Annotated in this window: 20 protein-coding genes; 13 read left to right on the top strand and 7 right to left on the bottom strand. The window is 69.0% G+C overall.

The window, feature by feature from the left end; genetic code table 11:
• The 5 genes from AB0395_RS14465 to AB0395_RS14445 all read left to right on the top strand — a co-directional run bounded on the left by AB0395_RS14465 (position 1) and on the right by AB0395_RS14445 (position 6,865).
• Positions 1–2,412 carry a [protein-PII] uridylyltransferase gene (locus tag AB0395_RS14465; protein WP_366280684.1) on the top strand — a complete coding sequence of 804 codons (2,412 nt, stop codon included), beginning with the start codon at positions 1–3 and terminating at the stop codon, positions 2,410–2,412.
• A gap of 133 nt (positions 2,413–2,545) precedes the next feature.
• On the top strand, positions 2,546–5,491 hold the full coding sequence (locus AB0395_RS14460; protein ID WP_366280682.1) for a nitrate- and nitrite sensing domain-containing protein: 2,946 nt from the start codon (positions 2,546–2,548) through the stop codon (positions 5,489–5,491).
• 5 nt (positions 5,492–5,496) lie between these two features.
• Positions 5,497–5,910: a roadblock/LC7 domain-containing protein gene (locus AB0395_RS14455; RefSeq protein ID WP_366280801.1), complete on the top strand. Its 414-nt coding sequence runs from the start codon at positions 5,497–5,499 to the stop codon at positions 5,908–5,910.
• 24 nt (positions 5,911–5,934) lie between these two features.
• Positions 5,935–6,297 (top strand): DUF742 domain-containing protein, encoded by a 363-nt coding sequence (locus AB0395_RS14450; protein ID WP_352009560.1) that lies wholly within the window; start codon positions 5,935–5,937, stop codon positions 6,295–6,297.
• Complete coding sequence (locus AB0395_RS14445) at positions 6,278–6,865, top strand: ATP/GTP-binding protein (RefSeq protein WP_366280680.1); 588 nt, start codon at positions 6,278–6,280, stop codon at positions 6,863–6,865. The genes AB0395_RS14450 and AB0395_RS14445 overlap by 20 nt, the downstream gene beginning before the upstream one ends.
• 150 nt (positions 6,866–7,015) lie before the next feature.
• Here AB0395_RS14445 and AB0395_RS14440 read toward each other — a convergent pair whose 3' ends face one another.
• The 4 genes from AB0395_RS14440 to AB0395_RS14425 form a co-directional block, all read right to left on the bottom strand.
• Positions 7,016–7,966, bottom strand: a complete 951-nt coding sequence (locus AB0395_RS14440; protein WP_366280678.1) for an ABC transporter substrate-binding protein — start codon at positions 7,964–7,966, stop codon at positions 7,016–7,018.
• A gap of 33 nt (positions 7,967–7,999) precedes the next feature.
• A complete protein-coding gene (locus AB0395_RS14435) occupies positions 8,000–8,962 on the bottom strand; it encodes an ABC transporter substrate-binding protein (RefSeq protein WP_366280677.1) in 963 nt (320 codons plus the stop codon).
• Complete coding sequence (locus tag AB0395_RS14430; RefSeq protein ID WP_366280675.1) at positions 8,946–10,838, bottom strand: ABC transporter permease subunit; 1,893 nt, start codon at positions 10,836–10,838, stop codon at positions 8,946–8,948. The genes AB0395_RS14435 and AB0395_RS14430 overlap by 17 nt, the downstream gene beginning before the upstream one ends.
• Positions 10,839–11,203: 365 nt before the next feature.
• Complete coding sequence (locus AB0395_RS14425) at positions 11,204–12,280, bottom strand: glycine betaine/L-proline ABC transporter ATP-binding protein (protein ID WP_366280674.1); 1,077 nt, start codon at positions 12,278–12,280, stop codon at positions 11,204–11,206.
• A 359-nt stretch (positions 12,281–12,639) separates the two neighbouring features.
• Between AB0395_RS14425 and AB0395_RS14420 the strand changes: the two genes are divergently transcribed.
• Both AB0395_RS14420 and AB0395_RS14415 read left to right on the top strand, forming a co-directional pair.
• Positions 12,640–15,390, top strand: coding sequence for a nitrate- and nitrite sensing domain-containing protein (locus AB0395_RS14420; RefSeq protein WP_366280672.1), 2,751 nt, complete (start codon positions 12,640–12,642; stop codon positions 15,388–15,390).
• A gap of 351 nt (positions 15,391–15,741) precedes the next feature.
• A complete protein-coding gene (locus tag AB0395_RS14415; RefSeq protein WP_366280800.1) occupies positions 15,742–16,065 on the top strand; it encodes a DUF742 domain-containing protein in 324 nt (107 codons plus the stop codon).
• On the opposite strand, the gene AB0395_RS14410 is transcribed toward AB0395_RS14415, so the two are convergent.
• Positions 16,043–17,026, bottom strand: coding sequence for an SIS domain-containing protein (locus tag AB0395_RS14410; protein ID WP_366280671.1), 984 nt, complete (start codon positions 17,024–17,026; stop codon positions 16,043–16,045). The two genes, AB0395_RS14415 and AB0395_RS14410, sit on opposite strands and share 23 nt — an antisense overlap.
• Positions 17,027–17,075: 49 nt before the next feature.
• Positions 17,076–18,020, bottom strand: coding sequence for a hypothetical protein (locus tag AB0395_RS14405; protein ID WP_366280669.1), 945 nt, complete (start codon positions 18,018–18,020; stop codon positions 17,076–17,078).
• A gap of 361 nt (positions 18,021–18,381) precedes the next feature.
• On the opposite strand from AB0395_RS14405, the gene AB0395_RS14400 reads away from it, so the two are divergent.
• The 4 genes from AB0395_RS14400 to AB0395_RS14385 are packed head-to-tail and all read left to right on the top strand — an operon-like array spanning position 18,382 to position 22,508.
• On the top strand, positions 18,382–19,512 hold the full coding sequence (locus AB0395_RS14400) for a spermidine/putrescine ABC transporter substrate-binding protein (protein ID WP_366280667.1): 1,131 nt from the start codon (positions 18,382–18,384) through the stop codon (positions 19,510–19,512).
• The gene (locus AB0395_RS14395) at positions 19,509–20,399 is read left to right on the top strand and encodes an ABC transporter permease (RefSeq protein ID WP_366280665.1); all 891 of its coding nucleotides are present in this window, start codon (positions 19,509–19,511) and stop codon (positions 20,397–20,399) included. The genes AB0395_RS14400 and AB0395_RS14395 overlap by 4 nt, the downstream gene beginning before the upstream one ends.
• The gene (locus AB0395_RS14390; RefSeq protein ID WP_366280663.1) at positions 20,392–21,165 is read left to right on the top strand and encodes an ABC transporter permease; all 774 of its coding nucleotides are present in this window, start codon (positions 20,392–20,394) and stop codon (positions 21,163–21,165) included. The genes AB0395_RS14395 and AB0395_RS14390 overlap by 8 nt, the downstream gene beginning before the upstream one ends.
• Positions 21,165–22,508, top strand: coding sequence for an ATP-binding cassette domain-containing protein (locus tag AB0395_RS14385; RefSeq protein WP_366280661.1), 1,344 nt, complete (start codon positions 21,165–21,167; stop codon positions 22,506–22,508). Before AB0395_RS14390 ends, AB0395_RS14385 begins: the two co-directional genes overlap by 1 nt.
• On the opposite strand, the gene AB0395_RS14380 is transcribed toward AB0395_RS14385, so the two are convergent.
• A complete protein-coding gene (locus AB0395_RS14380; protein ID WP_366280659.1) occupies positions 22,502–23,110 on the bottom strand; it encodes a TetR family transcriptional regulator in 609 nt (202 codons plus the stop codon). The two genes, AB0395_RS14385 and AB0395_RS14380, sit on opposite strands and share 7 nt — an antisense overlap.
• Positions 23,111–23,368: 258 nt before the next feature.
• Between AB0395_RS14380 and AB0395_RS14375 the strand changes: the two genes are divergently transcribed.
• Both AB0395_RS14375 and AB0395_RS14370 read left to right on the top strand, forming a co-directional pair.
• Positions 23,369–24,508 carry a nucleotide disphospho-sugar-binding domain-containing protein gene (locus AB0395_RS14375; protein ID WP_366280657.1) on the top strand — a complete coding sequence of 380 codons (1,140 nt, stop codon included), beginning with the start codon at positions 23,369–23,371 and terminating at the stop codon, positions 24,506–24,508.
• 31 nt (positions 24,509–24,539) lie between these two features.
• Positions 24,540–25,946, top strand: coding sequence for an aminobutyraldehyde dehydrogenase (locus AB0395_RS14370; protein WP_366280656.1), 1,407 nt, complete (start codon positions 24,540–24,542; stop codon positions 25,944–25,946).
• Positions 25,947–26,051 lie beyond the last annotated feature (105 nt).

Below are 26,051 nucleotides of genomic sequence, written 5' to 3'. Positions count from 1 at the left end.
GTGAGAGGTGAGACTCGCTCGTACGCCGCGGCCCGCAGGGAACGGGCCGCGGACGTCGACCGCTGGCTGACGGATCTCCTCAGAGCGGCCTGCGGCACGCCGTACGGGCGCGGCGGGGAGAACGCCCAGGAAACCGAGGACGACACCCCCAGCACCCCCAGCACCCCCAGCACCCCCAGCACCCCCAGCAGCCTCAGTGCCCCCAGAAACCTCAGCCTCCCCAGGAGCCAGGGCGCCCAGGGAGGCTCCCACAACGGCGCCGCTGGGGCACTCAGAGGGGCTTCCCGCGGGGTCGCGCTCGTCGCGGTGGGAAGCTTGGGCCGCGCGGAGCTGGCGCCGGGAAGTGACCTGGACCTGGTCCTGCTGCACGACGGCCGCCAGGACGTGGCGCGTATCGCCGACCGCGTCTGGTACCCCATCTGGGATTCCGGCGCGGGCCTCGACCACTCGGTGCGGACCGTCGAGGAGGCCGCGACGGTCGCGAGGGACGACCTGAAGGCGGCGCTCGGGCTGATCCAGGCTCGGCACGTGGCGGGCGATCCCGAGCTGACGCGGGCCGCCAGGGAGAGTGTGCTCGCCGAGTGGCGGACCGACTCCAGGCGCCGTCTGTCCGAGCTGCGGGACGCCGCGGACAAGCGGGCGGGGGCGAGCGGCGAGCTGGCATTCCTGCTTGAACCCGATCTCAAGGACGCACGCGGCGGGATCCGCGACGTGCAGGCGATGCAGGCCGTGGCCGCGGCCTGGGTCGCCTCGGCTCCCGGCCCCCGGGTCCGTGAGGCCTACGAGCTGTTGCTCGACGTCCGGCACGGCCTGCACCTCGTGACCGCGAGGGGAGCCGACCGGCTGGTGCTCCAAGAGCAGGACGCGGTGGCGGGCGCCCTGGGCCTGCTCGACGCCGAGACGCTGATGCGCAGGCTCGCCGAGGCGGGGCGGACGGTCGCGCACGCCTTCGACGCCACCTGGCGCACCGTCGACCGGCTGGTGTCCGGCCCCGCGCCCAGGGGGCGCCGCCCGCTGGCCGACGGCGTCGTCGAGCACGGCGGTGAGGTCGTGCTCGCCCGCGGCGCCGACCCGCGCAAGGATCCCGTTCTTGTGCTCCGCGCCGCCGCCGCGGCGGCGGAGGCCGGGCTGCCGCTCGCGCAGGCCACCGTGAACGCACTGGCCGCCCAGTCGCCGCCGCTCCCGGTTCCCTGGCCCGACGAGGCGCGCGACGCCCTGGTCGGGCTGCTGGGCGCCGGGCGGGCCGCGGTCCCGGTCTGGGAAGAGCTGGACCAGGCGGGCGTGTTGGTCAGACTGCTGCCCGACTGGGAGCGGGTACGGCACCGCCCGCAGCGCAACCCGGTGCACCGCTACACCGTCGACCGGCACCTGATCGAGGCCGCCGCGGGAGCCGCCTCGTTCACCCGCGAGGTGTCCCGTCCCGATCTGCTCCTCATCTCCGCGCTGCTGCACGACATCGGCAAGGGCTGGCCGGGCGACCACTCGACGACCGGCGCGGTGGTCGCCCGGGATATCGGTGCCCGGATTGGGCTGTCGACGCCAGATGTGGAAACCCTGGAGACCGTGGTCCGCCACCACCTGTTGCTGCCGGAGACGGCGACCCGCCGCGATCTGGACGACCCGGTGACCATCTCCCGGGTGGCCGAGGCCGTCGGTTCGCGCGAGGTTCTCGAACTGCTGGCCGCGCTCGCCGTCGCCGACGGTCACGCCACGGGACCCGCCGCGTGGAACTCGTGGAAGGCGTCCCTGGTCGCCGACCTCGTGCGCCGGGTGCGCTCGGTGCTGTCCGGCACGCCGCCGCCGCCCGCGCCCGCACTCTCGGCCGCGCAGGCCTCCCTGGCCAGGCACGGTGGCGGCGCCGTACGGGTCAACGGGGGAGCGGTCACCGTGGTCGCCCCCGACAGGGCTGGGCTGCTGTGGAGTGCGGCGGGAGTGCTCGCCGCGCATCGGATGGTGGTCCGCGCGGCCTCGGCCGCCTCCGCCGGGGCGACCGCCGTGATCGAGTTCTCGGTCACCCCAGAGTACGGCTCGCCGCCCGATCCGGCGACGCTTGAGGCGGATTTGCGGCTGGTTCTCGCTGGCCGTCTCGACATCGAGCAGCGCCTGGCCAGAAGGGCGAGGTCGCTGCGTCCGCCCCGGGTCCCGGTCGCGCCACCTCGAGTCACTCTCGTTGACGACGCGTCTAATACGGCAACGGTCATAGAGGTACGCGCACGTGACCGTCCGGGGCTATTGTGGCGAATTGGTAGAGCATTTGGAGAGTGTGGTCTTGACGTGCGAGCCGCACGTGTGGAGACTCTCGGCGCAGAGGCGGTGGATGTCTTCTACGTTGTCGATAGAGCCGGGCGTCCTCTGACTGACGAGGCCCAGCGGGCACTGGTGCGGGACCAAGTGCTTGCCTCCTTGCGATAACCATAGGAAATCGTTCTCTCGTCACCTTCGTAACGATTACGTCCGGTTTGTCGGCTATGTCGATTGCGTCCCGTGACCTTGTGGTCTGATGAGGGCCACCTATGTCGTGATGGTGAGAGGTAGAGCGAGAGCGGTGACGACGGCGACAACCGAGGGCGGCAGTGCTGCGGCACATGACCGCGGCAAGCGCTCCGCCGCCCGGTTCGGCTTGCGGAACTGGCGCGTCCGATCGCGCCTCACCGCCCTGATCCTGGTGCCGACCGTGGTGGGCGTGGTGCTCGCCGGGACGCGCGTGGTCGCCTCCATCGACAGCGTCGCCGGATACCAGCGGACCGCCTCGGCCGCCGAGTACTCCGGTGGGTTGCGAGAACTGGCACAGGCTCTCGGATTGGAACGTGACCGAGTCGCCTGGGCCGCGTTCCAGCCCTCGAACCAGGGGCTCCAGGAAGCGGCCAAGGCGCAGGAGAAAACCGTTGACGCTCTGGTCAGCCGGACCCTGCTCGACCTGCAGGGCATCGACGACAGTTACGGCCAGCGCGCGGCGGAGGCGGCCAAGGACGTGGGCTATCAGCTCGCGGGCCTGGACGAACTACGCCAGCTCCCCGGGACGAACCGGGCAGAGCGCTACAGCATCATGATCGCCCCGCTGCTCCAGCTCCACGAGGAGCTCACGCTGGTCAGCGACGACCCGGAGATCATCGGCAACACCCGCGCGCTCAGCGCGCTGGCCCGAGCCAAGGAGGAGGTCTCCAGGCAGCGGTCGCGCCTGCTGGCGGGCTACTACGCGCCCTCGCTGGTCACCGCGCAGGAGATCGAAAAGTTCATCGCCTCCCGGTCGCGCATGGAGGAGTACAGGGCCGACTTCACCATCGAGGCGAGCCAGGCCTACCGCCAGCTCCTCGTCAAGGCCCTGATGGACGAGAAGGTCTACCGGGCCGAGCTGACCAAGGCCAGGGCGATCGTGCTGGCCGGCGGCTCGCAGCCGGCGGGCCGCCTGATCTCCGACTTCGCCGCCCTCAAGCAGTGGTTCTCCGACAACAGCGCGATCCTCGACCGGATGAAGAAGGTCGAGACCCAGGTCGCCGGGGGCGTGATCACCCGGGCCCGTGAGCTGGAGGACACCGAGCAGCGCAACGCCATCATCGCCTCGGGGTTGATCCTGCTCCTGCTGATCCTGGTCCTCGGCCTCACCGTCCTCATCGCCCGCTCAATGGTCCTGCCGCTGCGCCGCCTGCGGGTCGAGGCGCTGGACGTCGCGGGGTTCAAGCTGCCCGAGGTCGTGCGCAACCTCCGGGTCTCCGGAGACACCCAGGCGCCGGACATCGCGCCGATCTCCGTCGAATCCAAGGACGAGATCGGGGAGGTCGCCAAGGCCTTCGACGAGGTCCACCGGCAGGCCGTACGGCTGGCCGCGGAGGAGTCCGAGCTCCGCTCCAACATCAGCGCGATGTTCGTCAACCTCTCCCGCCGCACCCAGACCCTGGTCGAGCGGCAGATCTCGCTGATCGACGGCCTGGAGAAGGGCGAGGAGGACGGCGGACGCCTCTCCGACCTGTTCAAGCTCGACCACCTCGCGACCCGCATGCGCCGCAACTCCGAGAACCTCCTGGTCCTCGCCGGTCACGAGCCCTCCCGCAGGCGCAGCCAGCCCGCCAAGCTCGTCGACGTCGTGCGCGCCTCGCTGTCGGAGGTCGAGGACTACGAGCGGGTCCAGGTCAAGGTGCACCGCACGCTCTCGGTCGCGGGAAGCGCGGCGAACGACATCGTCCACCTGGTCGCCGAGCTGGTGGAGAACGCCATCCAGTTCTCCCCGAGGGCCAGCCAGGTCGTGGTGTCCAGCAGCATGATCGAGGGCGGCGGCGCGCTGCTCGCGGTCAGCGACGCGGGCATCGGCATGACCAACGAGGAGCTGATCGAGACCAACCGCCGACTGGCCGACCCGCCCGTCGTCGACGTCTCGGTCTCCCGGCGGATGGGCCTGTTCGTGGTCGGCCGCCTGGCCCTGCGCCACGGCGTCCGGGTCCAGCTCCGCCCCCAGGAGGCGGGCGGCCTCATCGCCATGGTCCTCTTCCCGCCCGCGCTCATCGTCGAGGCGAACCAGCCGAGCCACACCCCCTCGTGGGGTACGGAGTCGCAGTCCCAGCACACCTCGCAGGGCTCCTTCGGGCAGACCTCGTTCGGCCAGACGTCCTTCGGGCACACCTCCCTCGGCCGGACCTCCTTCGGCCAGACGTCCTTCGGGCAGACCTCGATCTCGCAGGGCTCCTCCGGGCAATCCTCGGTGTCGCAGCCCGCGTTCGGCCTGACGTCGCTCCCCGACGACTTCCCGGTCCCCTCCCCGGGGCAGCCCGTCCCCACAGGGTCGCTCGCCGCTCCGCTGCCGAGCACCGAGTACCCCCTGCCGAAGCGCCGAGTCCCGGGGGCGAACGGCGCCGCAGCCGCAGCCGCCTCCGAGTCCACGAGCGGCTTCTCTGCCTGGGGGCACACCTCGAACGACGACCCGGCGACCGCGTCGATGCCGGCCGTACGGCTCTCCCCTCTCGAGACCGAGCAGGAGGAGTACCTGCCGATCTTCGCCTCCATCGAGTCGGCCTGGTTCCGCAGGGCGGACTCGAGAGGTGATCACAGGGGCGCCGACCAGGACGCGGACGACTCCGAGGGGCAGGCGGAGTCCTTCTCGCTGGAGACGCCGGACGAGTCCGGCTCCGTCGCGGTCGCACAGGCCGAGAGCGCCGGGGAACTCGAGGGCGCGGTCGAGCCCGCCCCGCAGCCGCTCAGGCAGCAGGCGCAGGACAACTGGGAGACCGCGGCCGACGCGGGATGGCGCGCGGCCCAGGCGGCGAGCGACCCCACTCTCGGCGGGATCACCGCGGCGGGCCTGCCGAAGCGCACTCCGAAAGCCAACCTGGTGCCGGGTACGGCGGCAGCCGCACCCTCGACCCCGATGCCGATGCCACCCATCTCACCCGAGCGGGTCCGCAGCCGCCTGTCGAGTTTCCAGCAGGGAGTACGGCGAGGGCGTGCCGAACTACACGAGGACACCGCCAGGACCCTGGCGGACAGGGAGGAGAGCTCGTGACGACCCTGAGCCATGAGGCGCGCAGGTTCGACTGGCTGATCACCGAGTTCGTCCGAGGCACCCCGGGGGTCGCGCACGCCGTGTGCGTCTCGGCGGACGGGCTGCGGATCGCCAGCTCGGAGGGTTTTCCTGACGACCGGGCCGACCAGCTCTCCGCTGTCGCCGCGGGCCTGCTCAGCCTGACCGTCGGGGCGTCCCGCGTGTTCGAGGGCGGGGCCGTCACCCAGACCGTGGTGGAGATGGAGCGCGGCCTGCTGCTGCTCATGGCGATCAGCGACGGTTCCGTGCTCGCCGTACTGGCCTCTCCCGAGTGTGACATGGGGTTGGTGGCCTACCAGATGACGCTGTTGGTCGACCGTGCGGGCCAGGTGCTGACTCCGGCCCTCAGGGCCGAGCTACAAGCCTCCCGGGGGCGATGACGATGTTCTTCACAGGAGAGGGCTGTGCTCGGGAGTGATGGAAGCGGGGATGAGGAACCCCTGTTCCGTCCCTATACGGTCACCGGCGGTCGTGCCGAGCCGCGCTATCACATGGCGATCGAGACGCTGGTCTCCTCCTCGTTCATCATGGACGAGGAGCTGGCCCTGCTCACCCCTGAGCAGGAGGCCATCATCAGGATGTGCAGGGCGTTCCGGTCGGTCGCCGAGATCTCGGCGCTGCTGAGGGTCCCACTCGGCGTGGCCCGCGTGCTGGTGGCGGACATGGCGGACGAGGGGCTCGTCCGCCTCCACCAGCCGAGCCTCGACAAGGGACAACCGGACCTCAACATGCTCGAAAGGGTTCTCAGTGGACTTCGCAGGCTCTAACCATGGAGGCCTGACGTCGACGAAGATCGTCGTCGCTGGCGGGTTCGGCGTCGGCAAGACCACGTTCGTGGGTGCCGTGTCGGAGATCCTGCCGCTGACCACGGAGGCGGTGATGACCGATGCCAGTGCCGGCATCGACGACCTTGGTCTCACCCCGAACAAGGCGACCACCACGGTCGCGATGGACTTCGGCCGCCTGTCACTGGACCGGGACCTGATCCTGTACCTGTTCGGAACGCCGGGCCAGCATCGGTTCTGGTTCATGTGGGACGATCTCGTGCGCGGCGCCATCGGCGCGGTGGTTCTGATCGACACCAGGCGTCTGGCCGACGGCTTCCCGGCGATCGACTACTTCGAGGAGGCCGGCCTCCCCTTCGTGGTCGGCGTCAACGGCTGGGACGGGCATTTCGCCCACTCGGAGGAGGAGGTGCGGGAGGCCCTGGCGCTCGCCCCACACGTTCCCATCGTGCGCACGGACGCCCGCTCCCGCGACTCCGTCAAGGGCACGCTCATCACGCTGGTCGAGCACGTCCTGCGCGTCCGCGCGGCCTACGGCATGTCCGTCTGACCTTCGGGGCACCGCGCGCGGCGAGGCACCCCCCGGTGTCCCGCGGACGTCCGCCTCTACCGGACACCCGCGGAACGTTTCAGACGTGCGGGACACGCCGTGTGCGTGGAACGGGCCGTGCCCGCGAGACGAGCCGGGCGCGACCACGTGTCAGCCGGGTAGCCAGTCCTTCCAGACGATCTTGTTCGCCTCGATCCACTTCCTGGCCGCCTGCTCGGCGCTCATGCCGTTGTTGGTCATGTCGTTGGCGACCGCGTTCTGGTTGTCGTTGCTCCAGGTGAAGTTGCGCACCAGCTCGTAGGCCCTGCCGCCGGTGTCGGCGAACCTCCTGCTCACGATCTTGTCCAGTAGGTAGGGCGGGTAGTCACAGGCGACCTTCCCCGGGACGGCGTCGCAGCCGATCGCGTAGGGAGGAAGGTTGATCTTCACCATCTTGATCTGGGTGAACAGCCACTGCGGTTCGTAGAAATACATGAGCAGCGGGGTACGCCGTTCCGTCGCCAGCTTGGCGGCGCTGATCAACGCTTTCTCGCTTCCGGCGTACACCACCTTGTAGTTGAGGCCGAGATTCCGGACCAGAGCCTCGTCGTTGGTGACGTATGAGGGATCCCCGTCAAGGAGCTGGCCGAAATTACCTGATTTATTGGTTTTAAATAGGGGGGCGTACTTATTGAGCTGTTGCCAGTCGGTGATGTCGGGATATCGCTCCACCATCCACTGGGGGACGTACCAGCCGATGACACCCTTGTTCCCGTTCCGCCCGGCAGAGACCGCGACTTTCCGCTCCTCGATATAAGTCTTCTTCTCCGCCTCGCGGCCCCAGTTCTCGACGATGACGTCGACCGTCCCCTTTTCGATTCCCTCCCAGGACTGGGTTTCGTTGAGCTTCACTTTCTGCACCTGGTAGCCGAGCTCCTTCTCCAGCAGCAGGCCCAGGACCGCGGCGCTGGCCTCGTAGCCGACCCACGGGTTGACGGCGATCCGCACGGTTCCGCCAGTCGTCGGGCGCCTCGGCTGCGGCTCAGCGCACGCGGAGAGCGGGGCGAACAGGACGGCGATCGCGGTGATCCCGGCGAGCCGCCTTCTCAGGGGAGGTCTCATGACAGTCCTCATGTCTCCTGGCGGGGTCGCCGGTCAATGGGGCATCCAGGCGGACCAGACGGACTCGTTGGCCTCGACCCACTTCCTGGCGGCGTCCTGCGCGCTCATGCCGTTGTTGGTGATGTCGTCGGCGACCGCGTTCTGCGCCTCGTTCGTCCAGGAGAAGTTCTTGACCAGCTCGTAGGCCTTGCCGCCGGTGTCGGCGAACCTCCTGCTCACGATCTTGTCGAGGTCCAGCTCGGCGTAGTCGCAGGCGACCTTCTTGGGGTCGGCGTCACAGCCGTCGGTGTGCGGGGGCAAGCCGACCCGCGCCAGGTCGATCCTGTTGAACAGCCAGTGCGGCTTCCAGAAATAGAACAGCAGTGGCTTCCGCTGTCTCTGGGCCTGGGTCGCGGACTCGATCAGCGCCGCCTCGCTACCCGCGACGACCACTTTGAGGTTCAGCTTCAGGTTCTTGATCAGGGCGTCCTCGTTGCTGACGTAGGACGGGTCGCCGAAGAGCAGCTGTCCCTTGTCGCCCGACTCCGAGGTCTTGAACAGGGCTGCGTACTTGTTCAGGTTCCGGTAGTCGGTGATGCCGGGGTACTCGTCGGCCATCCACTGGGGGACGTACCAGCCGATGACGCCCTTGTTGCCGGTCGAACCCGCCTCGACGGCGACCTTCTTCTCCTGGATGAAGGTCTTCTTCAGGTCCTCGTGGCCCCAGTTCTCGACGATGATGTCGATGTCGCCCTTCTCGAAGCCCTCCCAGGAGACCTGCTCGGCGAGCTCCTTCTTCTCCACGGTGTAGCCGAGCTTCTTCTCGAGCAGATAGGTGATCACCGCGGCGCTGGCCTCGTAGCCGACCCACGGGTTAACGGCGATCTTCACGGTGTCGTCCGTTGACGGCGGCGCCGGGCTCGTGCCGGTCTCCACTCTGGCGCCGCCACAGCCCGCGGCCAGCGCGAGCGCGAGAACGACACCGGTGAGCAGGCGGACCTTACGTCCGATCCTCATGCGATCCTCTTCTTCTCTTTCCGGGAAACTTTCGAGGGACCTTCCGGGAGGGGCGCTCGTCGGCGCCCCGGGTGATCCGGTCGAGCGTGATTCCGACCAGTACCGTCGCCACTCCGGCGGCGAATCCCATGCCGAAGTCGGCACGCCGGGAGAAGCCGGAGACGACGTCGTAGCCCAGGCCGCCCCCGCCGACCAGGCCACCGACCACGACCATGGCGAGCGTCATGACGATGCCCTGGTTGGCGGCGAGCAGGATCGCCCCGCGGGCCATCGGCAGGCGGACCTTCCACAGCACCTGCCGTTCGGTCGAGCCGCAGGCCCGCGCGGCCTCGACGGCGGCAGGGGAGACACCGCCGATCCCGTCCTCGACGAGCCGGACGACCGGAGGGACCGCGTAGACCACGGAGGCGAAGACCGCGGTGAAGCGGCTCGCGCCGAACAACGCCAGAGCGGGCAGCAGGTACACGAAAGGTGGCATGGTCTGCGCGGCGTCGAGCAACGGGCGCTGCACCGCGGAGAACCGGGGGGAGCGGGCTGCGGCGACGCCGAGCACGAGCCCGGCGGCCAGCGCGGGCACCACCCCGGCCAGCACGGTGGTCAGCGTCTCCATGGTGTGCTGCCACACCCCCAGCAGGGCCGTGGTGAGCAGGCAACAGACGGCGGTGACGGCGGGGCCGAGGCCGCCGCTTCGCCACGCGGCCACGAGCACCACCCCGGTGACGAGCCACCAGGGGGCGGTGGTCAGCACGTTCTGCACCGGGTTGAGCACCGTCTCCGTCGCGATGTTCCTGGTCGCCTCCGTGACGCCGTACCAGGAGAACTTCGCCCAGTCCACGACCTCGTTCACCGGGCCCGCGAAGTGGAGCACCCAGTTCTCGGGGAACTCCGCGGGTAGGAACCTGGCCGCGGCCAGGCCGCAGATCAGGAGTGTCGTGGCGGTGGCGATCCCGAGCCTCGTGGAGGAGGCGTCCCGCGCCGCGGGCTCGCGCGTCGCGGCGGCCGCGGTCATCCGGTCCAGCACGACGGCCATGACCACGATGGCCATGCCCGCGGGGAGCATGAGGCCGACGTTGGCCCGTGACAGCCCGGCGACGATGTCGGAGCCCAGCCCGGGAGCCGCGATCAGTGCGGCGATCACCACCATGGACAGCGCCATCATGAAGGTCTGGCCGACGGCCAGCGCGATCGTCGCGCGCGCCATGGGGAGATGGACCTTGCGCAGCGTCTGCCACCGGGTCGCGCCGAGCGCGGTCGAGGCCTCGACCGCCGCGGGGGAGACCCGCTCGACGGCCAGCGCGGTGATCCTGATCGCCGGGGGGATCGAGTAGACCATCGTGGCGACCGTGGCCGAGGCCGGGCCGATCTGGAAGAACAGCACCATCGGCGCCAGATAGGCGAACGTCGGCATGATCTGCATCGCGTCAAGAAGGGGGGCGAGCAGGCGGCGCAGCCGTACCGAGCGGCCGGCCCATACACCCAGCGGCAACCCGACGAGCAGGGAGAGCAGGACCGCCGCGAGCACGAGCGCGAGCGTGTCCGCGCTCTCCCGCCACACACCGAGCACTCCGAACGCGCCGAACCCCGCCAGGGTGGTCACAGCCCCCCGCCAGCTCCCCGCCAGCCAGCCGAGCGCTCCGGCGAGGCTGATCGTCCCGGCCCAGCCCAGGATCAGAAGAGTCAGGTGAAGGGCGTCGTAGAGGCCGCCGACCAGCAGACGCACGTAGTTGACAAGGAAGAGGAAGACCGGGCTTTCGTTGCGGTTGGCGTCCATCCAGTCGCGCACGTCGCCGATGAGGCGGAACGGCGCCGCGTCGTCGTTGTGGGGGAGGGTCGCGCTGCCCCGGAAGAGCAGATAGACGGCCACGGTCAGCGCCATGCCCGTGAGCCACGCCGTCAGGGGCCGCGCCCGTCTCACGGCGCGGGAAGCGGTGGAGGGGGCGGTGCGCGGGCCCGTGGGTCGGGTGGTCCGCACCGTGGCGGGCGCACCGGAGAAGCAGAGGGACGCGGAGGACCTGGAGAAGCGGGAGGACACGCAGGACCAGGGGAATCCGGGACGTTCGGGAGGTGTAGAGGGTTCCGGGGAGGTGGGGAACCCGCAGGGCGAAGGGGGGCCGGGGGGTGCGGGGGCTTCTGAGGAGGTGAGGGATCCTGAGGGCGGAGGGAATCCGGGAGGTGTGGGAGACCCGAGGGGCTGGTGGGGTTTGACGGGCCGGGGGGATCCGGGCCGCGTGGGCGGCGAGGTCATGCGTGGTTCTTCTCCGCCCTCGGTTCCCGCGCCGGGACGCCGGTCATCGCAGCCAGGATGTCGAGCCGGTCGATCACGCCTATCGGCCTGCCGTCTTCGACGACGATGATCGGCTGGGCCGAGCGCATGGCGGTGGGCACCGCGTCACGGATGACGGTCCCCGCGGGGAGGGCGGGACCGTCAAGGCGTTCGCCCTCCCGGGGCCTGCGGCAGATCCAGCGCAGGGAGAGCACCTCGCCCCTCGGCACGTCCCTGACGAACTCGGCCACGTAGTCGTCGACGGGGGCACCGACCAGTTCCTCGGCGGTGCCGAGCTGGACGATCGCGCCCGCCCGCATGATCGCGACGCGTTCGCCCAGCTTGAGCGCCTCCGACAGGTCGTGGGTGATGAACACCATGGTCTTGCCGACCTCGCGGTGCAGGCGGATGACCTCGGCCTGCATGTCCCTGCGGATCAGCGGGTCCAGCGCGCTGAAGGGCTCGTCGAACAGCAGGACCTCGGGGTCGCAGGCCAGCGCCCTGGCCAGGCCGACCCGTTGTTGCATGCCGCCGGAGAGCTGGTCGGGCCGGGCGTCGGCGAAGCCGTCCAGGCCGACGAGGGAGAGGATCTCCCCGGCCCGTCTGTGCCGTCTGGCCCTGGGGACGCCCTGGACCTCCAGACCGTAGGCGACGTTGTCGAGGACTCCTCGATGCGGCAGAAGGCCGAAGTGCTGGAAGACCATGCTGACCCGGTGCCGTCGCAGGTCCCTGAGCTGCGCGGAGGAGGCGGCGCGCACGTCTTGGCCCGCGATCGAGATCTCTCCCGCGGTCGGCTCGACCAGCCGGGTCAGGCAGCGGACCAGGGTGGACTTGCCACTCCCCGACAGGCCCATCACGACGAACACCTCGCCGGGCCGTACCGAGAAGCCGACATCCCTGACCGCCGCGACGCAGCCGGTCCGTTCCCTGAGCGCGGCAGGGGCGAGCCGCGCGTCGGGGCCGCGGAGGACGCGTTCGGCACGGGGGCCGAAGATCTTCCACAGCCCGCGCACCTCGATCGCGGCACCGCCGGATGGGGCCACTGTCTCCTCCAAAGCTGGACGCTCGGATTTGGTAGGGCTAAGACGTATTGAGTCAAGATATGGGGGAAATATCGTGAATCTCAATGATGTGACCTTTTGATCATCTCCCGACTTTCGGCTCACTGTCCTTATTCGTTGTGGTGGAACGATGTAAACGGTCACACGGCACCGAAAAACGTAATGGATATATAAGGATGTCCGTAACGATGGTTCCGGGACCGAAACGAGGGGGTGGAGTCCCACCTCTGTCGCCCCGTAAGTAGACATTTATGAAGCTGTGTTCGATTGGCCCCACAGGTTGAGATGTGCTCGAATTGCCGGAAGCCATGGGAAATTCGGCCAGTGATTCGTCCACCGAGAGGCAGTGTTCGGTGAGTACACATAAGATCCAGGGGGCGGGAAGCGGCTTTCGCCTGCGGAACTGGCGGGTGCGCTCCAGGCTTATCGCGCTCATCCTGGTCCCCACGGCGGCGGCGGTGCTGCTCGGCGGGATCCAGGTCTTCACCTCTTTGCGCGCCGCCGCCGACTACCATAAGGTCAACGACCTCGCCCGGCTCTCCGACCACATCGGAGCCCTCACCCACGAACTAGCCCAGGAGCGCGACCGGACCTCCTGGTACATCGCCCTGGGGCGTCCGCAACGGGAGACGCAGGCCGTACGGCGACAGATGGGCGCGGTCGACACCGCGGCGACGCACGTCCGCGACAGCGCCACCCTGCTCAGGGCCGTGGTGAGCGGCAGGACCAGAGACGAGGTCGAGACCGTGCTCGCCCGGCTGAACGACCTCGGCCCGCTGCGGGAACAGGCACTCGGGCCCTCGCTGCTGCCGGATGCGGCGATCGATGCCTACTCCCTCGTCATCGACGACCTGCTCTCCCTGCATGACGAACTGGGCAAGGGCAGTGACGACGACCTGCTGTTCGGCCAGGCCCTGACCCTCGGGGCGCTCGCCAGGGCGAAGGAGGCCGTCTCGCTGCAGCGGGCGCTGCTCTCCGTCGTCCTGGTCGCGGGCCGATTCGAGCAGGAGCAGATGGAGAACTTCCTTGGCGCGATCTCCGAGGAGCGCAATGAGCGCCGGAACTTTGCTACGGATGCCGGAAGTGAGGAGCGCCGTCTCTTCGACGAGACCGTCAACGGCCGGACTGCGGACCGGGCCGAATTCCTCCGCGAGCTGGTCCTGCTCCGCGCGGACTCCGGGGCCTCGCTGAGGAGGCTCGACCTGGCGAAGAAGGACGACGCGAAGGACTGGTATGACGCGGTGACGGTCACGATCGACCGGATGCGCGAGATTGAGCGGCGGCACACCCAGGCCATCGTCACCCGCAGCCAGCAGCTCGGCGACGCCGAGCAGAACCGCGCCCTGCTGATTGCCGGAGCGGTCGCGGCCCTGCTGCTGCTCGTGCTCGCGATCACCACCGGGGTCGCGCGCTCGCTGGTCAAGCCACTGCGACGGCTGAGGAGGGAGGCGCTGCTGGTCGCGGGAGACCGGCTGCCCGCCTACGTCCAGCAGGTGCGCGAGTCACACGACGAAGAGGTTGTCGCGGACATCGCCCCGATTGGCGTCCTGTCCCGCGACGAGATCGGCGAGGTCGCCCGGGCGTTCGACGAGGTCCACCGGGAGGCGGTACGGCTGGCGGGTGACGAGGCGAGACTGCGCACCACGGTCAACGCGATGTTCGTCAACCTCTCCCGACGGAGCCAGACCCTGGTCGAGCGTCAGCTCACCCTGGTCGAACGGCTCGAACGGGGCGAGCGCGACGACCGGCGTCTCGCCGACCTGTTCAAGCTTGACCACCTCGCGACCCGGATGCGCCGCAACAGCGAGAACCTCCTCGTCCTCGCAGGTCAGGAGGTGGCGCGGCGCTGGAGAAACCCCGTCGAGCTGATGGACGTGGTCCGGGCCTCGCTGTCCGAGGTGGAGAACTACGACCGGGTGGTGACCAGGGTCCAGTCCGAGGTCGCCGTCATCGGCCCCGCGGTGAGCGACGTGGTCCACCTGCTTGCCGAGCTGCTGGAGAACGCGCTCTCCTTCTCGTCGAAGGAGACCAGGGTCGTGGTCTCCAGCAGTCGGATCGACGGCGGAGGTGTGATGGTCTCGGTGACCGACCAGGGCATCGGCCTGATGCCCGACGAACTCGCCCAGGTGAACTGGCGTCTGGCGAACCCACAGGCCGCCGACGCCTCGGCCGCTCGTCGCATGGGCCTGTTCGTGGTCGGCCGCCTCGCACTCAAACACGGCGTCCGCGTCCAGCTCCGTCCCCAGGAACCCGGCCTGACCGCCATGGTCCTGTTGCCCGAGGCCCTCCTGACCTCGGTCGCATCCCAGGACGGTGCGCAGAAGGCGATCGGATCTCCGCAGTCCACGGGGTTCCCACCGCCCACGGAGCCTGCCTCCCCGTTCCCCAGCGGCCCCTTCTCCTCCTTCCCCGCCGAGTTCGTTTCCTCCTTTTCCGTGGGGCCGGACGCCGTACCGGGCTCGGCGTCGTCACAGGATTGGGGGATGGCGCCCGCGTCGTTCGAGGTACCGCTCCCCGGAGCCTCCGTCATGTCGGCGCCCGTCGCGCAGGACACACCGACCGTGCTCGGGCGCCCCCCCGCCACGGGACCTGCTTCGAGGGAGGCAGATGCCATCGGGCCGTTGCCCGAGGTCGGAGCCTCCGCGCTGGACGCGGAGGAGTTCCTGCCGATCTTCGCCTCGGTCGAGTCCGGCTGGTTCCGCACCGGTGCTCCGGGCTCCATCGAAGGGCCCGGCGGGCGTGGTCTCGCCGAGAGACCCGGTCGGTACGCCGGGCCCGGGCGGCGGGATCGGCAGCCCGAGGCGGGTGAGCCCTCCGCCGATCCCGGATCGTGGTCGTCCCCGGCCGACAGCGGCTGGCAGGCCGCCAGGGCGGCGAGCGACCCGGCGCTCGGTGGCACGACGTCCTCCGGCCTGCCGAAACGCACTCCCAAGGCCAACCTGGTGCCCGGTTCGGTGACCCTTCCACCGGATCTGTCGGGCTCCTCGGCCGGGGCGGTGTTCTCCCAGACCCCTCGGTCGGCCGAGCGGATACGCAGCCGGATGTCGAGTTTCCAGGAGGGTGTCCGCAAAGCTCGTAACGAACTTCCGAAGCAGGAGAACTGAGCCGTGCGAGGGGAACGCCGGAGCGGCCACGAGCGGGAAGACGGATACGGCGGCGAGCGCGCGGAGTCCCAGGGCGGGCGTCCTGAGCCGTACGGCGAGCGGTCCAGACCGTATGGCGAGCGTTCCAAGCCGTACGGCGAGCACACGGAGCTCCACACGGAGCGTTCTGTGTTCCAGGGCGAGCGTTCCAAGCCGTACGGCGAGCACACGGAGCTCCACACGGAACGTCCCATGTTCCACAGCGGGCGTCCTGAGCCGTACGGTGGCCCCGCCGAACTCCGCAGTGACCTTGGCGATCTCGGCGACCCCGCAGATCCCTACGGCGAGCCGCCGCCGGAGGAGGAGAGTTCGCTGGTCAGACTGTATGCCGTCACCGGAGGGAGGACGGCGCCCGCCACCCGGCTCGCCATGGAGGCCCTGGTCTCCTCGGCCACGTCCTCCCAGCTCGGCCTGTCCTATGTCCGTGAGTACCGCGCCATCAGCGAGATCTGCCACCAGGTCCGCTCCGTCGCCGAGATCTCTGCCCTCCTCGGCGTCCCCCTCGGGGTGGCCCGTGTCCTGATCTCCGACATGGAGTCGGAGGGCCTGGTCCGTGTCCACCACCCGCGAAGCAGCGCGGGCGGTCCTGACCTCACCACCCTTGAACGCGTCCTCAGTGGCCTGCACCGCCTGTGACCTGCGTCTGGGCCAGCCACCAGCGTGCGGCGATCAGCTCGGCCACGAGGGTCTCGGTGAGCAGGGCGACATCGGGGTCGTCGTCGTGACGGTAACGGACGGCGGCCCTGGCGCCCGGAAGCTCGCCGCCGACGGCCAGGACGACCGAGCCGCGCTGCCGGATCCAGTCCATGGCCTGGTCGTCGTATCGGGAGCCGGGGAACATGAGGGCGCGGTAGTCGAGGGTCTTGGTGAGGTAGACGTCCACGTGGGACCAGTCACCGGTCTCGCAGGCGTCGGCCGCCCTGCGGGGCCCCTCGCGGAACATCAGCGCGGACTGCTCCGCGGAGGACAATCGCTCGGCGGGGGCGACCGTGTAGACACCGTGCGGCCCTTCGAGCAACTCCACCGCCCGCCCCAGCCACCGGTCCCTGCGTTCGAGTAGGTCACCGGTTGCCTCCGCGGTACGGCGCAGCAGCGCGGGAACACCCGTCTCCGTGTTGGTGAGACGGTCCCGCAGGGCCAGGAGCAGGCCGAGGGTGTGCTGGAAGGTCCGGCAGGACACGCCGCCGCGCTCCTCGCCCGCGACCATCGGCACCACAAGGTCGGCGCCCTCGGTGACCGCGGACCCCGGCCTGTTGGTCATCGCCAGCACGAAGGACCGGCCGCGATAGCGGGCGACCGCGTCGAGGGTCTCCCGGCTGCCGCCGGTCGCGGAGATCGCGACGACCAGGGTGTCCGGGGTCGCCGGGGGCAGGAGCGTGGCCGAGGCGTACGCGGCGACCGCGTCGACGCCCGCGGCCCGCAGTCGCAGCGCGGCGGCTCCCGCGGCGTACCGGGAGCTGCCCATTCCTAGGAAGACCACCCGCCTGACGTGCGCGGGGAGCCCACAGAAGGGATTCTCTCCGTCCAGGAAACCCGCCAGCTCGGCCAGCGCGGCGGGCTTGGCCTCCAGATCGGCGAGGTACAGCTCGGGGTTCACCGGTTCTCCTTCGTGGGGATGCTTTCCCGCTCGTGCGGGCGTCGGCCGGTCACCGGTACCAGGAACGCAGGACGCCCAGCGGGGCGTAGCGCCAGCGGGGGAGGTGCCGGGCGGCGTAGATCAGCTCCCGGCACTCCTGTTCGATCTCGAACGGGCGGACCAGCGAGAGGTCCAGCAGGGCCGCGTGGCCGCGCTCCGCCAGCCGGGTCCGGTAGGCGGTCTCGAGGGCGGCCCTGGCGGCGGCGGCCCACTCGCCGATCGCGAGCGGATCGGCGCCGCGACGCCTGACGGCGACCTGGCCGACGTGCTCCAGGCTGGTGATGAGCTGGGCGAAGTCACGGGCGGCCGGCTGGAAGGGATCGGCACCCGCGACCGTGGGGTTCCCGTCGAAGTCGATCACCGCGTAACCATCGCGCCAGCGCAGGACCTGGCCCACGTGCAGGTCGCCGTGGATGCGGATGAGCGGTGTCGTGCCCGCGACGGCCAGCGGGGCGAGCCCGGCGCGAAGGGAGTCCGCGACGGTCGAGAGCCACTGCCCCGCCTTGCCGCCGGTCAGGGCGAGCGCCTCGCGCACCGCATCCTCCGCGCGGGCGGACCAGTCGTCCCGGGACCCGTCCTTCGCCTCCCGCGAGTCACGCGTGTGCCGTACGGGCTCGGGGAAGACGGAGGACGGGGTGGCCAGCGCCACGTGCAGGTCGGCGGCCAGGACGCCCAGCTCGGTGGCGAAGGCCGTGCCGCCGGAGGCGGCCTCGTCAACGCACCACTGCCAGCCGTCCCTGGCGTCCGGCAGATAGGCGGTGACCAGGGCGAGCAGTAGTTCGCCGCCGTCGCCTGCGCGGGAGACGGCCGCGTACGGCGTGGCCGTCGCGGTGAAGCCGACCTCCGTGAGATGGGCGAACACGTCAGGGGCCGGATGGGGGAGCGGGGCGGGCGGAGTGAGCCACTTGACGACCACGCTCTCGCCGACGATCACCGAGCGGTTGGTCTGGTCCACCCCAAACCCCCGCTCAGAGGCCTGAAACGCCCACGGCGGGGGCTCTAATTGAACCTCTGTTGAAAAGCCGGGGGTGGCGGATCCAGGAAGCGGGTGGAAGCGGCGGACCGCGAACGGCTCGGGGATATCGCTGCTCAGAGCGGCGACCAGCTCGCCGGTGCGCCCGTCGCCGATCTGTGGCACGGGGGACAGCCGAGTCCAGATTGAACTGGATTGCAAGAAGCGGACCAAACTTTCCAGGGGTGATGTCGCGCAAAGTCTTGCCCAAGTTACGGTTGGCTGCAACACTCCTGCTTTGGTCTGCCGTGTCCGTAACGGTCGGTCTATACCACTTGCCCTGAATATTGAAGGAGTAGCGGCCGTGTCCCGTGCCCGGTACCCCCGTCGTCTTCCGGCTGTCGCCCTGGTGGCTGGTCTCGCACTAGCCGTTTCGGCCTGCGGGGGAGGGACCACAGGCACCGTTGTTCCCGAGGCCGCCCCCTCGGCCTCCGCCGAGCAGCTCAACCCGAACGCGAACCTGTCCAAGCAGAACCTGACCATCTCCGTCTGGCCGGGCTACACCCCGGAGGACCTGGCCGCGAGGGTCGAGGAGAAGCTCAAGGTCAAGGTCAAGGTGGCGACGCACGACACCAACGAGATCATCATGGGCAAGTTGACCGCCGGCGCCGACAGCGGCATCGACGTGGCCTTCGTCTCCGGCCAGTACGCCCAGGCTCTCAACGAGGCAGGCCTGCTCGAGCCGATCCACCCCGAGCTCATCCCCAACCTGGCCAACCTCTACCCCGAGGCCAAGGAGCTCGCCTACGACCCGGGCAACACCTTCTCGGTTCCCTACACCTGGGGCACCACCGGTATCTGCTACCGCACCGACCTGCTGAAGACGCCGCCGACGAGCTGGAATGACCTCCTCGCCCCGCCCGTTGACGCCAGGAAGAAGGTCACCATGATGACCACCGAGCGCTGGCTGGCACTGCCCGCCGTCAAGGCGCTCGGCCTGTCGGTCAACACCAAGAGCGAGGAGGACCTGGCCAAGGTCAAGGAGAAGCTGATCGCGGCCAAGCCGTACCTGCTCGGCTATGACGACGTCACCTTCGGGGACCGCCTCAAGAGCGGCGAGGCCGTGATGGTCGAGGCGTGGGACGGCTGGTGCCCCACCTCGGAGAAGAACATCAAGTTCGTGGTGCCCAAGGAGGGCAGCGACCTGTGGGTCGACACCATGGTCGTGCTGAAGAGCTCCAAGAACAAGGAAGCCGCGCACGCGTTCATCAACTTCATCCTGGACCCGAAGATCCACGGCTGGGCTGCGCTGAACATCCTCTACAAGGTTCCGAACAAGGCCGCCATGGACAAGGTGCCCGCGGAGCTCAAGCAGAAGAACGCGCCGCTGCAGATGTCTCCTTCGGAGCTGCTCGCCGGTGAGTCCATCATCGACCTGGGCGAGGACTCGGCCAAGTACACCCGACTCGCCACCGAGGTCAAGGCCGCGCAGTGACGGACTCCGCCGTCTCCGGCGCGCCCGCGAAGCCGCGGTCGCGCCGGTCGCGTCTACCGGCGGGGCGGCTGCTGGGACGACTGGTCTTCCTCGGCCCGGGGCTGACGTACCTGATCGTCCTGCTTCTGGTCCCGCTGGCGCTGGTCCTCAGCTACTCGTTCTTCCACCGGGGACGTTTCGGCGGAGTCATCTATCAGGCGAGCGGGGAGAACTTCACCCGCCTCGTCGACCCGGTCTATCTCGACGTCGTGCTGAGCTCGCTGAAGCTCGCCACGATCGCCACGTTGATCGCGCTGCTGGCCGGTTACCCGACGGCGTACCTGATCGCCAGGCTTCCCCGGAAGTGGAAGACGATCGCGCTGGTGGCGATCGTGCTGCCCTTCTGGACCAATCTCCTGGTCCGCATCTACGCCTGGATCGTCCTGCTGAGCGGTCCCGGCCTGGTCAACAGCGCCCTCGGTAAGCTCGGCCTCGGCCCCTTCGAGTTTCTGTACAACCAGGGCACCATCGTCACCGGGCTGGTCTACTCCTACCTGCCGCTTATGGTGCTCCCGCTGTACGCCGCGATCGAGAGGCTCGACCCGCAGCTTGGGGAGGCCTCGGCCAACCTCGGTGCCAGGCCTGCCCGCACGTTCTTCTCGGTGACGCTGCCACTGACCCTGCCGGGTGTCGTGGCCGGATGCATGTTCGTGTTCGTCCCGAGTTTCGGTAACTTCGTCGTCCCCGAGCTGCTCGGCGGCGGGCGCTCGATCATGGTGGGCAACCTGATCAGGGACCAGTTCCTCACGGCGCGTGACTGGCCGTTCGGAGCCGCCCTCACGCTGGCGCTGCTCGCCGTGCTGATCGTCCTGTTGCTCCTGCAGGCATGGAGCGCCCGCCGTGCGTAGATCGCGTCTGCTGTACGTCCCGTTCTGGGCGACCTATGTGTTCCTTTACACGCCGATCGTCGTGCTCGTCGTCATGTCGTTCAACTCCGGCAAGTCGCCCTACTCCTTCACGGGCTTCAGCCTGAAGTGGTACGGCAAGCTCGCCGGGAACGCCATGGTGCGAGAAGGCCTGGTCAACACGCTGATCGTGGCCGCGGGATCCACGGTGCTCGCCACCGTGCTCGGCACCCTGCTGGCCGTCGGGCTCGCCCGGCACACCAGGTCACGGCTGCTGGACGCGCTGGGCGTGTTGCCCGCCGTACTGCCCGACCTGGTCCTGGCCATCGGCCTGCTGGTGTTCTACTCGGCGATCAGGATGACGCTCGGCCTGCACTCGGTGCTGCTGGCCCACACGGTGTTCGGCATGGCGTTCGTGACGGCGGTCGTCCGCACCCGGCTCACCCACGCGGACGACTCGCTGGAGGAGGCGTCCAGGGATCTCGGTGCGACACCGTTCACCACGTTCGTGCGCATCACGCTGCCCCAGCTCGCACCGGGTATCGCGGCGGGCGCGCTGCTGGCGTTCACGCTCTCCATCGACGAGTTCGTGATCGCCTTCTTCACCGCGGCGCCGACCACGCCGACCCTGCCCATCGTCATTTACTCAATGGTCCGTTTCGGGGTCACCCCGGAGATCAACGCGCTGGCGACCCTGTTGCTGGCCGTGAGCTTCACGGTGGTGATCGTGGCCCAGCGGATGACCCGACTGACGGAGTCGCTGTCCTAATGCTGCAGATCACAGGTGTCAGTCGCCGGTTCGGCGACGTCACGGCGCTGTCGGAGGTCTCCCTGGAGATCCGGCAGGGCGAGTTCTTCGCGTTGCTCGGTCCGAGTGGCTGCGGCAAGACCACCCTGCTGCGCATCCTGGCGGGCTTCGAGACCCCCGACGCGGGCACCGTCACCCTCGACGGCGACGACCTGCTCGGGCAGGCCGCGCACCGCCGCCCGGTCAACCTCATGTTCCAGTCGTACGCGCTGTTCCCGCACATGACCGTGGCCAAGAACGTCGCCTACGGCCTGGAGCGGGAGAGACTGCCCAGGTCCGAGATCCGCGAGCGCGTCGCCGACGTCCTGGAGAAGGTCGGCCTGACCGCCATGGCGAAACGCAGGCCGCAGCAGCTGTCCGGAGGCCAGCGGCAGCGGGTCGCGCTGGCCCGCGCGATCGTGAAGCGGCCCCGCCTGCTGCTGCTCGACGAACCGCTGTCCGCCCTGGACAAGAAGGTCCGCGCCGAGATGCAGCTCGAGCTCAAGCGGCTCCAGCACGAGGTGGGCATCACCTTCGTCGTGGTCACCCACGACCAGGAGGAGGCCATGTCGCTGGCGGACCGGATCGCCGTTTTCAGCGCGGGCAAGGTCGAGCAGGTGGACGCGCCGGTCGCGCTGTACGAGCGACCGGCGACGTCCTTCGTCGCCGGTTTCGTCGGGGCGAACAACCTCTTCGAGGGCACGGTGCGCGCGGGCGGACTCTCTTGCGAGGGGCTCGGCGTGCTTGCCGGGGTTTCCGACCTACTCGAGGGGGCATTGGCGCTGCTGGCCGTACGGCCTGAGCGGATCGGACTGGACGACGTGACCGTCACGGACGATGAGGTCATCGCGGGCGAAGAAGGCGTTGGGGACGGCGAGGCCGAGGGGCGGGCGCAGGAGGCCGCTGAGGGCGCTGAGGCGGTCGCTGACGGCCAAACAGCGGCGCCGGATGACAACAGTCCAGTGTCACATGGCACGGCTGTGGTCGACGGTGAGGTCGTGGTGCCGGGGGAAGAGCCTGAAGGGGCCGGGCTGGACGAGGCGGCCGAGCCGCTTGAGACGGCCGGGTTGGACGAGGCGGCCGGGCTGGTTGAGGAAACGGGGCCGGTCGGAGGCGCAGAGGAGGCCGAGCCGGACGGTGTGCGGGCGTTGCGGGGAAAGGTCGTCGACGTCAGCTTCTACGGTGGCGTCTCACACGTCTCGGTCCTCGTGACCGGACGCTCGGTTCCGGTCCTGGTGGCCACCCAGGGGGCGACCCAGGTCCAGGTGGGGGCTTCGGTGACCCTCACCTGGACGGCCGAGGACGGGGTGCTGATCCCTCAATGAGACGTCTTGAGCGGGTTGTTCGTGGCGGTCCTGGCGTAGGCCAGGATCAGCTCCGCCGCCTCATCCGGGCCGATCACCGGGTGGCGGGCCGTTATGCGATAGCCGTACGCATCTTCGAGGGCGACGAGGTTGCGCGCGATGGTGAGGGAGTCGCCGGACAGCGTGAAGGTTCCCAGGGCGGCTCCGGTCTCCAGGATGCTCTGGTACATGGAGACCTGGCGGTCGTAGAGCGTGGTGAGCAGCAGGGCGTACATCCTGTTGCGGGGCGCGGCTCCGCCCAGCTCGTTGAGCAGCCGCACCTCCGGGTCGTCAGGTCCGTGTGGCAGTCCGGAGCGGATGGTCACGACGAGCTTCTCGATGGGATCGCGCATGCCGCTGATCCGCTTGAGCCGCTGCTCGTAGAAGCGTTCCATTCCGGCGTGGTGGGCGTCGACCAGCAGCTCACTGAGCTGGGGATAGTGGTAGAGCACGGCGCCGGAGGTCAGACCGGCCTCCTCGGCGACGTGGTTGAGGTGCACTCCCTCGGTGCCGTGCCGGATGATCGCCCGGTGTGCGGCAGCGATGAGATCGAGGCGCCGATCCGCCCGCCTCTTGCGCGTCATATTCCCCCACTCGTTCAGGACCCCGCTCTGTACCGGGGTCCATAGTGACCGTTTTTTGGCGTTTTAGCTAGAGCAAGAATTGAACCATTCTTCAAGCCGCATAACTCCCAGTCACATGGAGGCGTGATGTCCCTCACGATCCTGTTCATGCCGGAAAGCGCCTACGGACCTACGAACAACTGCATCGGTATCGGCGACATTCTTCGCAAGCGTGGCCATCGGGTTGTTTTCGCAGCTGAGGCCTCATGGAAGGGGAAATTGGCGGATCTCGGATTTGAAGAGGACCTCGTCGACCTCGCGCCGCCGTCCGAAGAGGAGCAGGACCCGGGACAGTTCTGGAAGGACTTCATCCGGGATACCGCGCCGGAATATCGTAAGTCCACCGTGGAGCAGCTTGAGACGGTGACCAAGCCGATCTGGGAGGCGCTCGTCGACGGTGTGAAGTACTGCGAGCCGCAGTTGAAGGCGATTATCGAGCGTGTCCGGCCGGACGTGATCGTCGAGGACAACGTGATCACCTTTCCGGCGCTGCTCACCACGGGCAAGCCGTTCGTCAGGATCGTCTCCTGCAACCCGCTCGAGGTGCGCGGCGAGGACGTGGCCCCGGTCTTCTCCGGGCTGCCCGCCGACGACCGTTCCGAGTGGGACGCCTTCCGTGCCGAGTACGACAGGACCCACCGCGAGGTCTGGACCGCCTTCAACGAGTGGGTCGTCGCCCAGGGCGCCGAGCCGCTGCCCGACCTGGACTTCATCCACCGGGGTGACCTGAACCTCTACGTCTTCCCCGAGATCCTCGACTACACCGGCGCCAGGCCGCTGGACGGCGGCTGGCACCGCCTGGACTCCTCGGTCCGTGAGACCGACGGAGGCTTCGAGCTGCCCGAGTCGCTGGCCGTGGGAGACGGCTCGCTGGTCTACTTCTCGCTCGGCTCGCTCGGCTCGGCGGACGTCTCGCTGATGCAGCGGGTGATCGACGTTCTGGGCACAACTCGGCATCGTTTCATCGTCTCCAAGGGCCCGTTGCACGAGGAGATCAAGCTCGCGGACAACATGTGGGGCGCCGAGTTCCTCCCACAGACCAAGATCATTCCCCTGGTCGACCTGGTCATCACCCACGGCGGCAACAACACCACCACGGAGGCGCTGCACTTCGGCAAGCCGATGATCCTGTTGCCGCTGTTCTGGGATCAATACGACAATGCGCAACGAGTCGCAGAGCTCGGCTACGGTGTGCGCCTGGCCACCTACTCGTTCACCGACGAGGAGTTGACCGGCGCGCTTGAGAGGTTGCTCGGCGACACCGGGCTCCGTGAACGTCTCGCCGCCGCCGGCGAGGAGATCCGCCGCCGCGACGGTCTACGCAGGGCCGCTGACCTGATCGAGCGGGCCGGAGCCTGAGGGCTCCCAGCACCACGATGAAAGAAGTTTCATGGGCAAGTTGATCAACCCGGCGAGCGGGGAGTTCCTGCGGGAGGTGCCGGACACCCCCGTCGGGGAGGTGGGCGCCGCCGTACGGCGGGCACGGGCGGCCTACGAGGAGTGGAGCCAGGCGACCCCGGCGGAGCGGGCCAGAGTGATGCTGCGCTTCGCCGACCTCGTCGAGGCGGACGCCGAGGAGCTCACCCGCCTCGAGGTCGAGGAGACGGGCAAGCCCGCCGCGGTGTTCCGCGACGGCGAGCTGCCGTTCGCGGCCGACAACCTGCGCTTTTTCGCCGGGGCGGCCCGCTCGCTCGAGGGTACCGGGGCCGGGGTGCTCAGCTCCGGCTACACCTCGGTGCTGGTGCGTCGCCCCGTCGGCGTCGTCGGGTCGATCGCGCCCTGGAACTTCCCGCTGGTGATGGCCGTGTGGAAGATCGGTCCCGCGCTCGCCGCGGGCAACGCGGTGGTCATCAAGCCCGCGCCGCAGACGCCTGGCACCACGCTCAGGCTGGCCGAGCTGTTCGCGGCGGCGGGAGCGCCCGAGGGGCTGCTCCAGGTCGTTCTCGGCGATGCCGAGGTGGGCGAGGCCCTGGTCACCGACCCCGGTGTGGACATGGTGAGCGTCACCGGCTCGACCGAGACGGGCCGCGCCGTCATGCGCGGCGCCGCGGGCTCGCTGAAGCGGGTCCATCTGGAACTCGGCGGAAAGGCCCCCGCGTTGGTCTTCGGCGACGCCGACCTGGCCGAGATGGCCAGGGGCGTGGCGATGGGCGCGACCTACAACACCGGTCAGGACTGCACCGCGGCGACCCGCGTCTACATCTCCCGTGAGGTGTACGGCGAGGCCGTCGAGGCGCTTCGCGCGACGCTGGCGAAGATCAGGGTGGGTGACCCGTGGGACCCGGCGACCGACATCGGCCCGCTGATCTCCGCGGGGCACCGGGCCCGCGTGCACGGCTTCGTCGAGCGGGCGGTCGCCGCGGGAGCCTCCGTGCTCTGTGGCGGTTCCCCGGCCGAGGGGTCGGGATTCTACTATCCGCCCACCCTGATCACCGAGGCGACCCAGGACAGTGAGATCGTTCAGGGAGAGCTTTTCGGGCCGGTCCTTCTGGCCCTACCGTTTGACGGTGAGGACGAGGCGGTAGGGCTGGCCAACGACACCCCCTATGGCCTAGCCTCCTCGATCTGGTCCACGGACGTGGCGCGGGCGTTACGCGTCTCCCATCGCCTCGACGTGGGTGTGACCTGGGTAAACGACCATCTGCCCATCGCCTCGGAGGCTCCGCACGGCGGAGTCAAGGGCAGTGGCTTCGGTAAGGACATGAGTCAGGAGGCGGTTCAGGAGTACTCGGTGACCCGCCACCTGATGATCAAACACCGGCCTCCGGAGGCTAAAGAATCTTTCCGGCCATCATGAGGTTTGTCGCCATATATCCCTTTTGTGGGGATCTGTCGGCACACACTCCATTCGAAGTGACATAAAGGATGTGCTCAAATTGCTACCGCCGTATCCAAAACCGGC

Origin of the sequence: Streptosporangium sp. NPDC051023 (genome assembly GCF_040689595.1) — a bacterium.
In the GTDB taxonomy this organism is placed as follows: Bacteria; Actinomycetota; Actinomycetes; order Streptosporangiales; family Streptosporangiaceae; genus Streptosporangium.
Note: the sequence above shows the minus strand (reverse complement) of the source record. Positions and strands in the feature narration are given on the sequence as shown.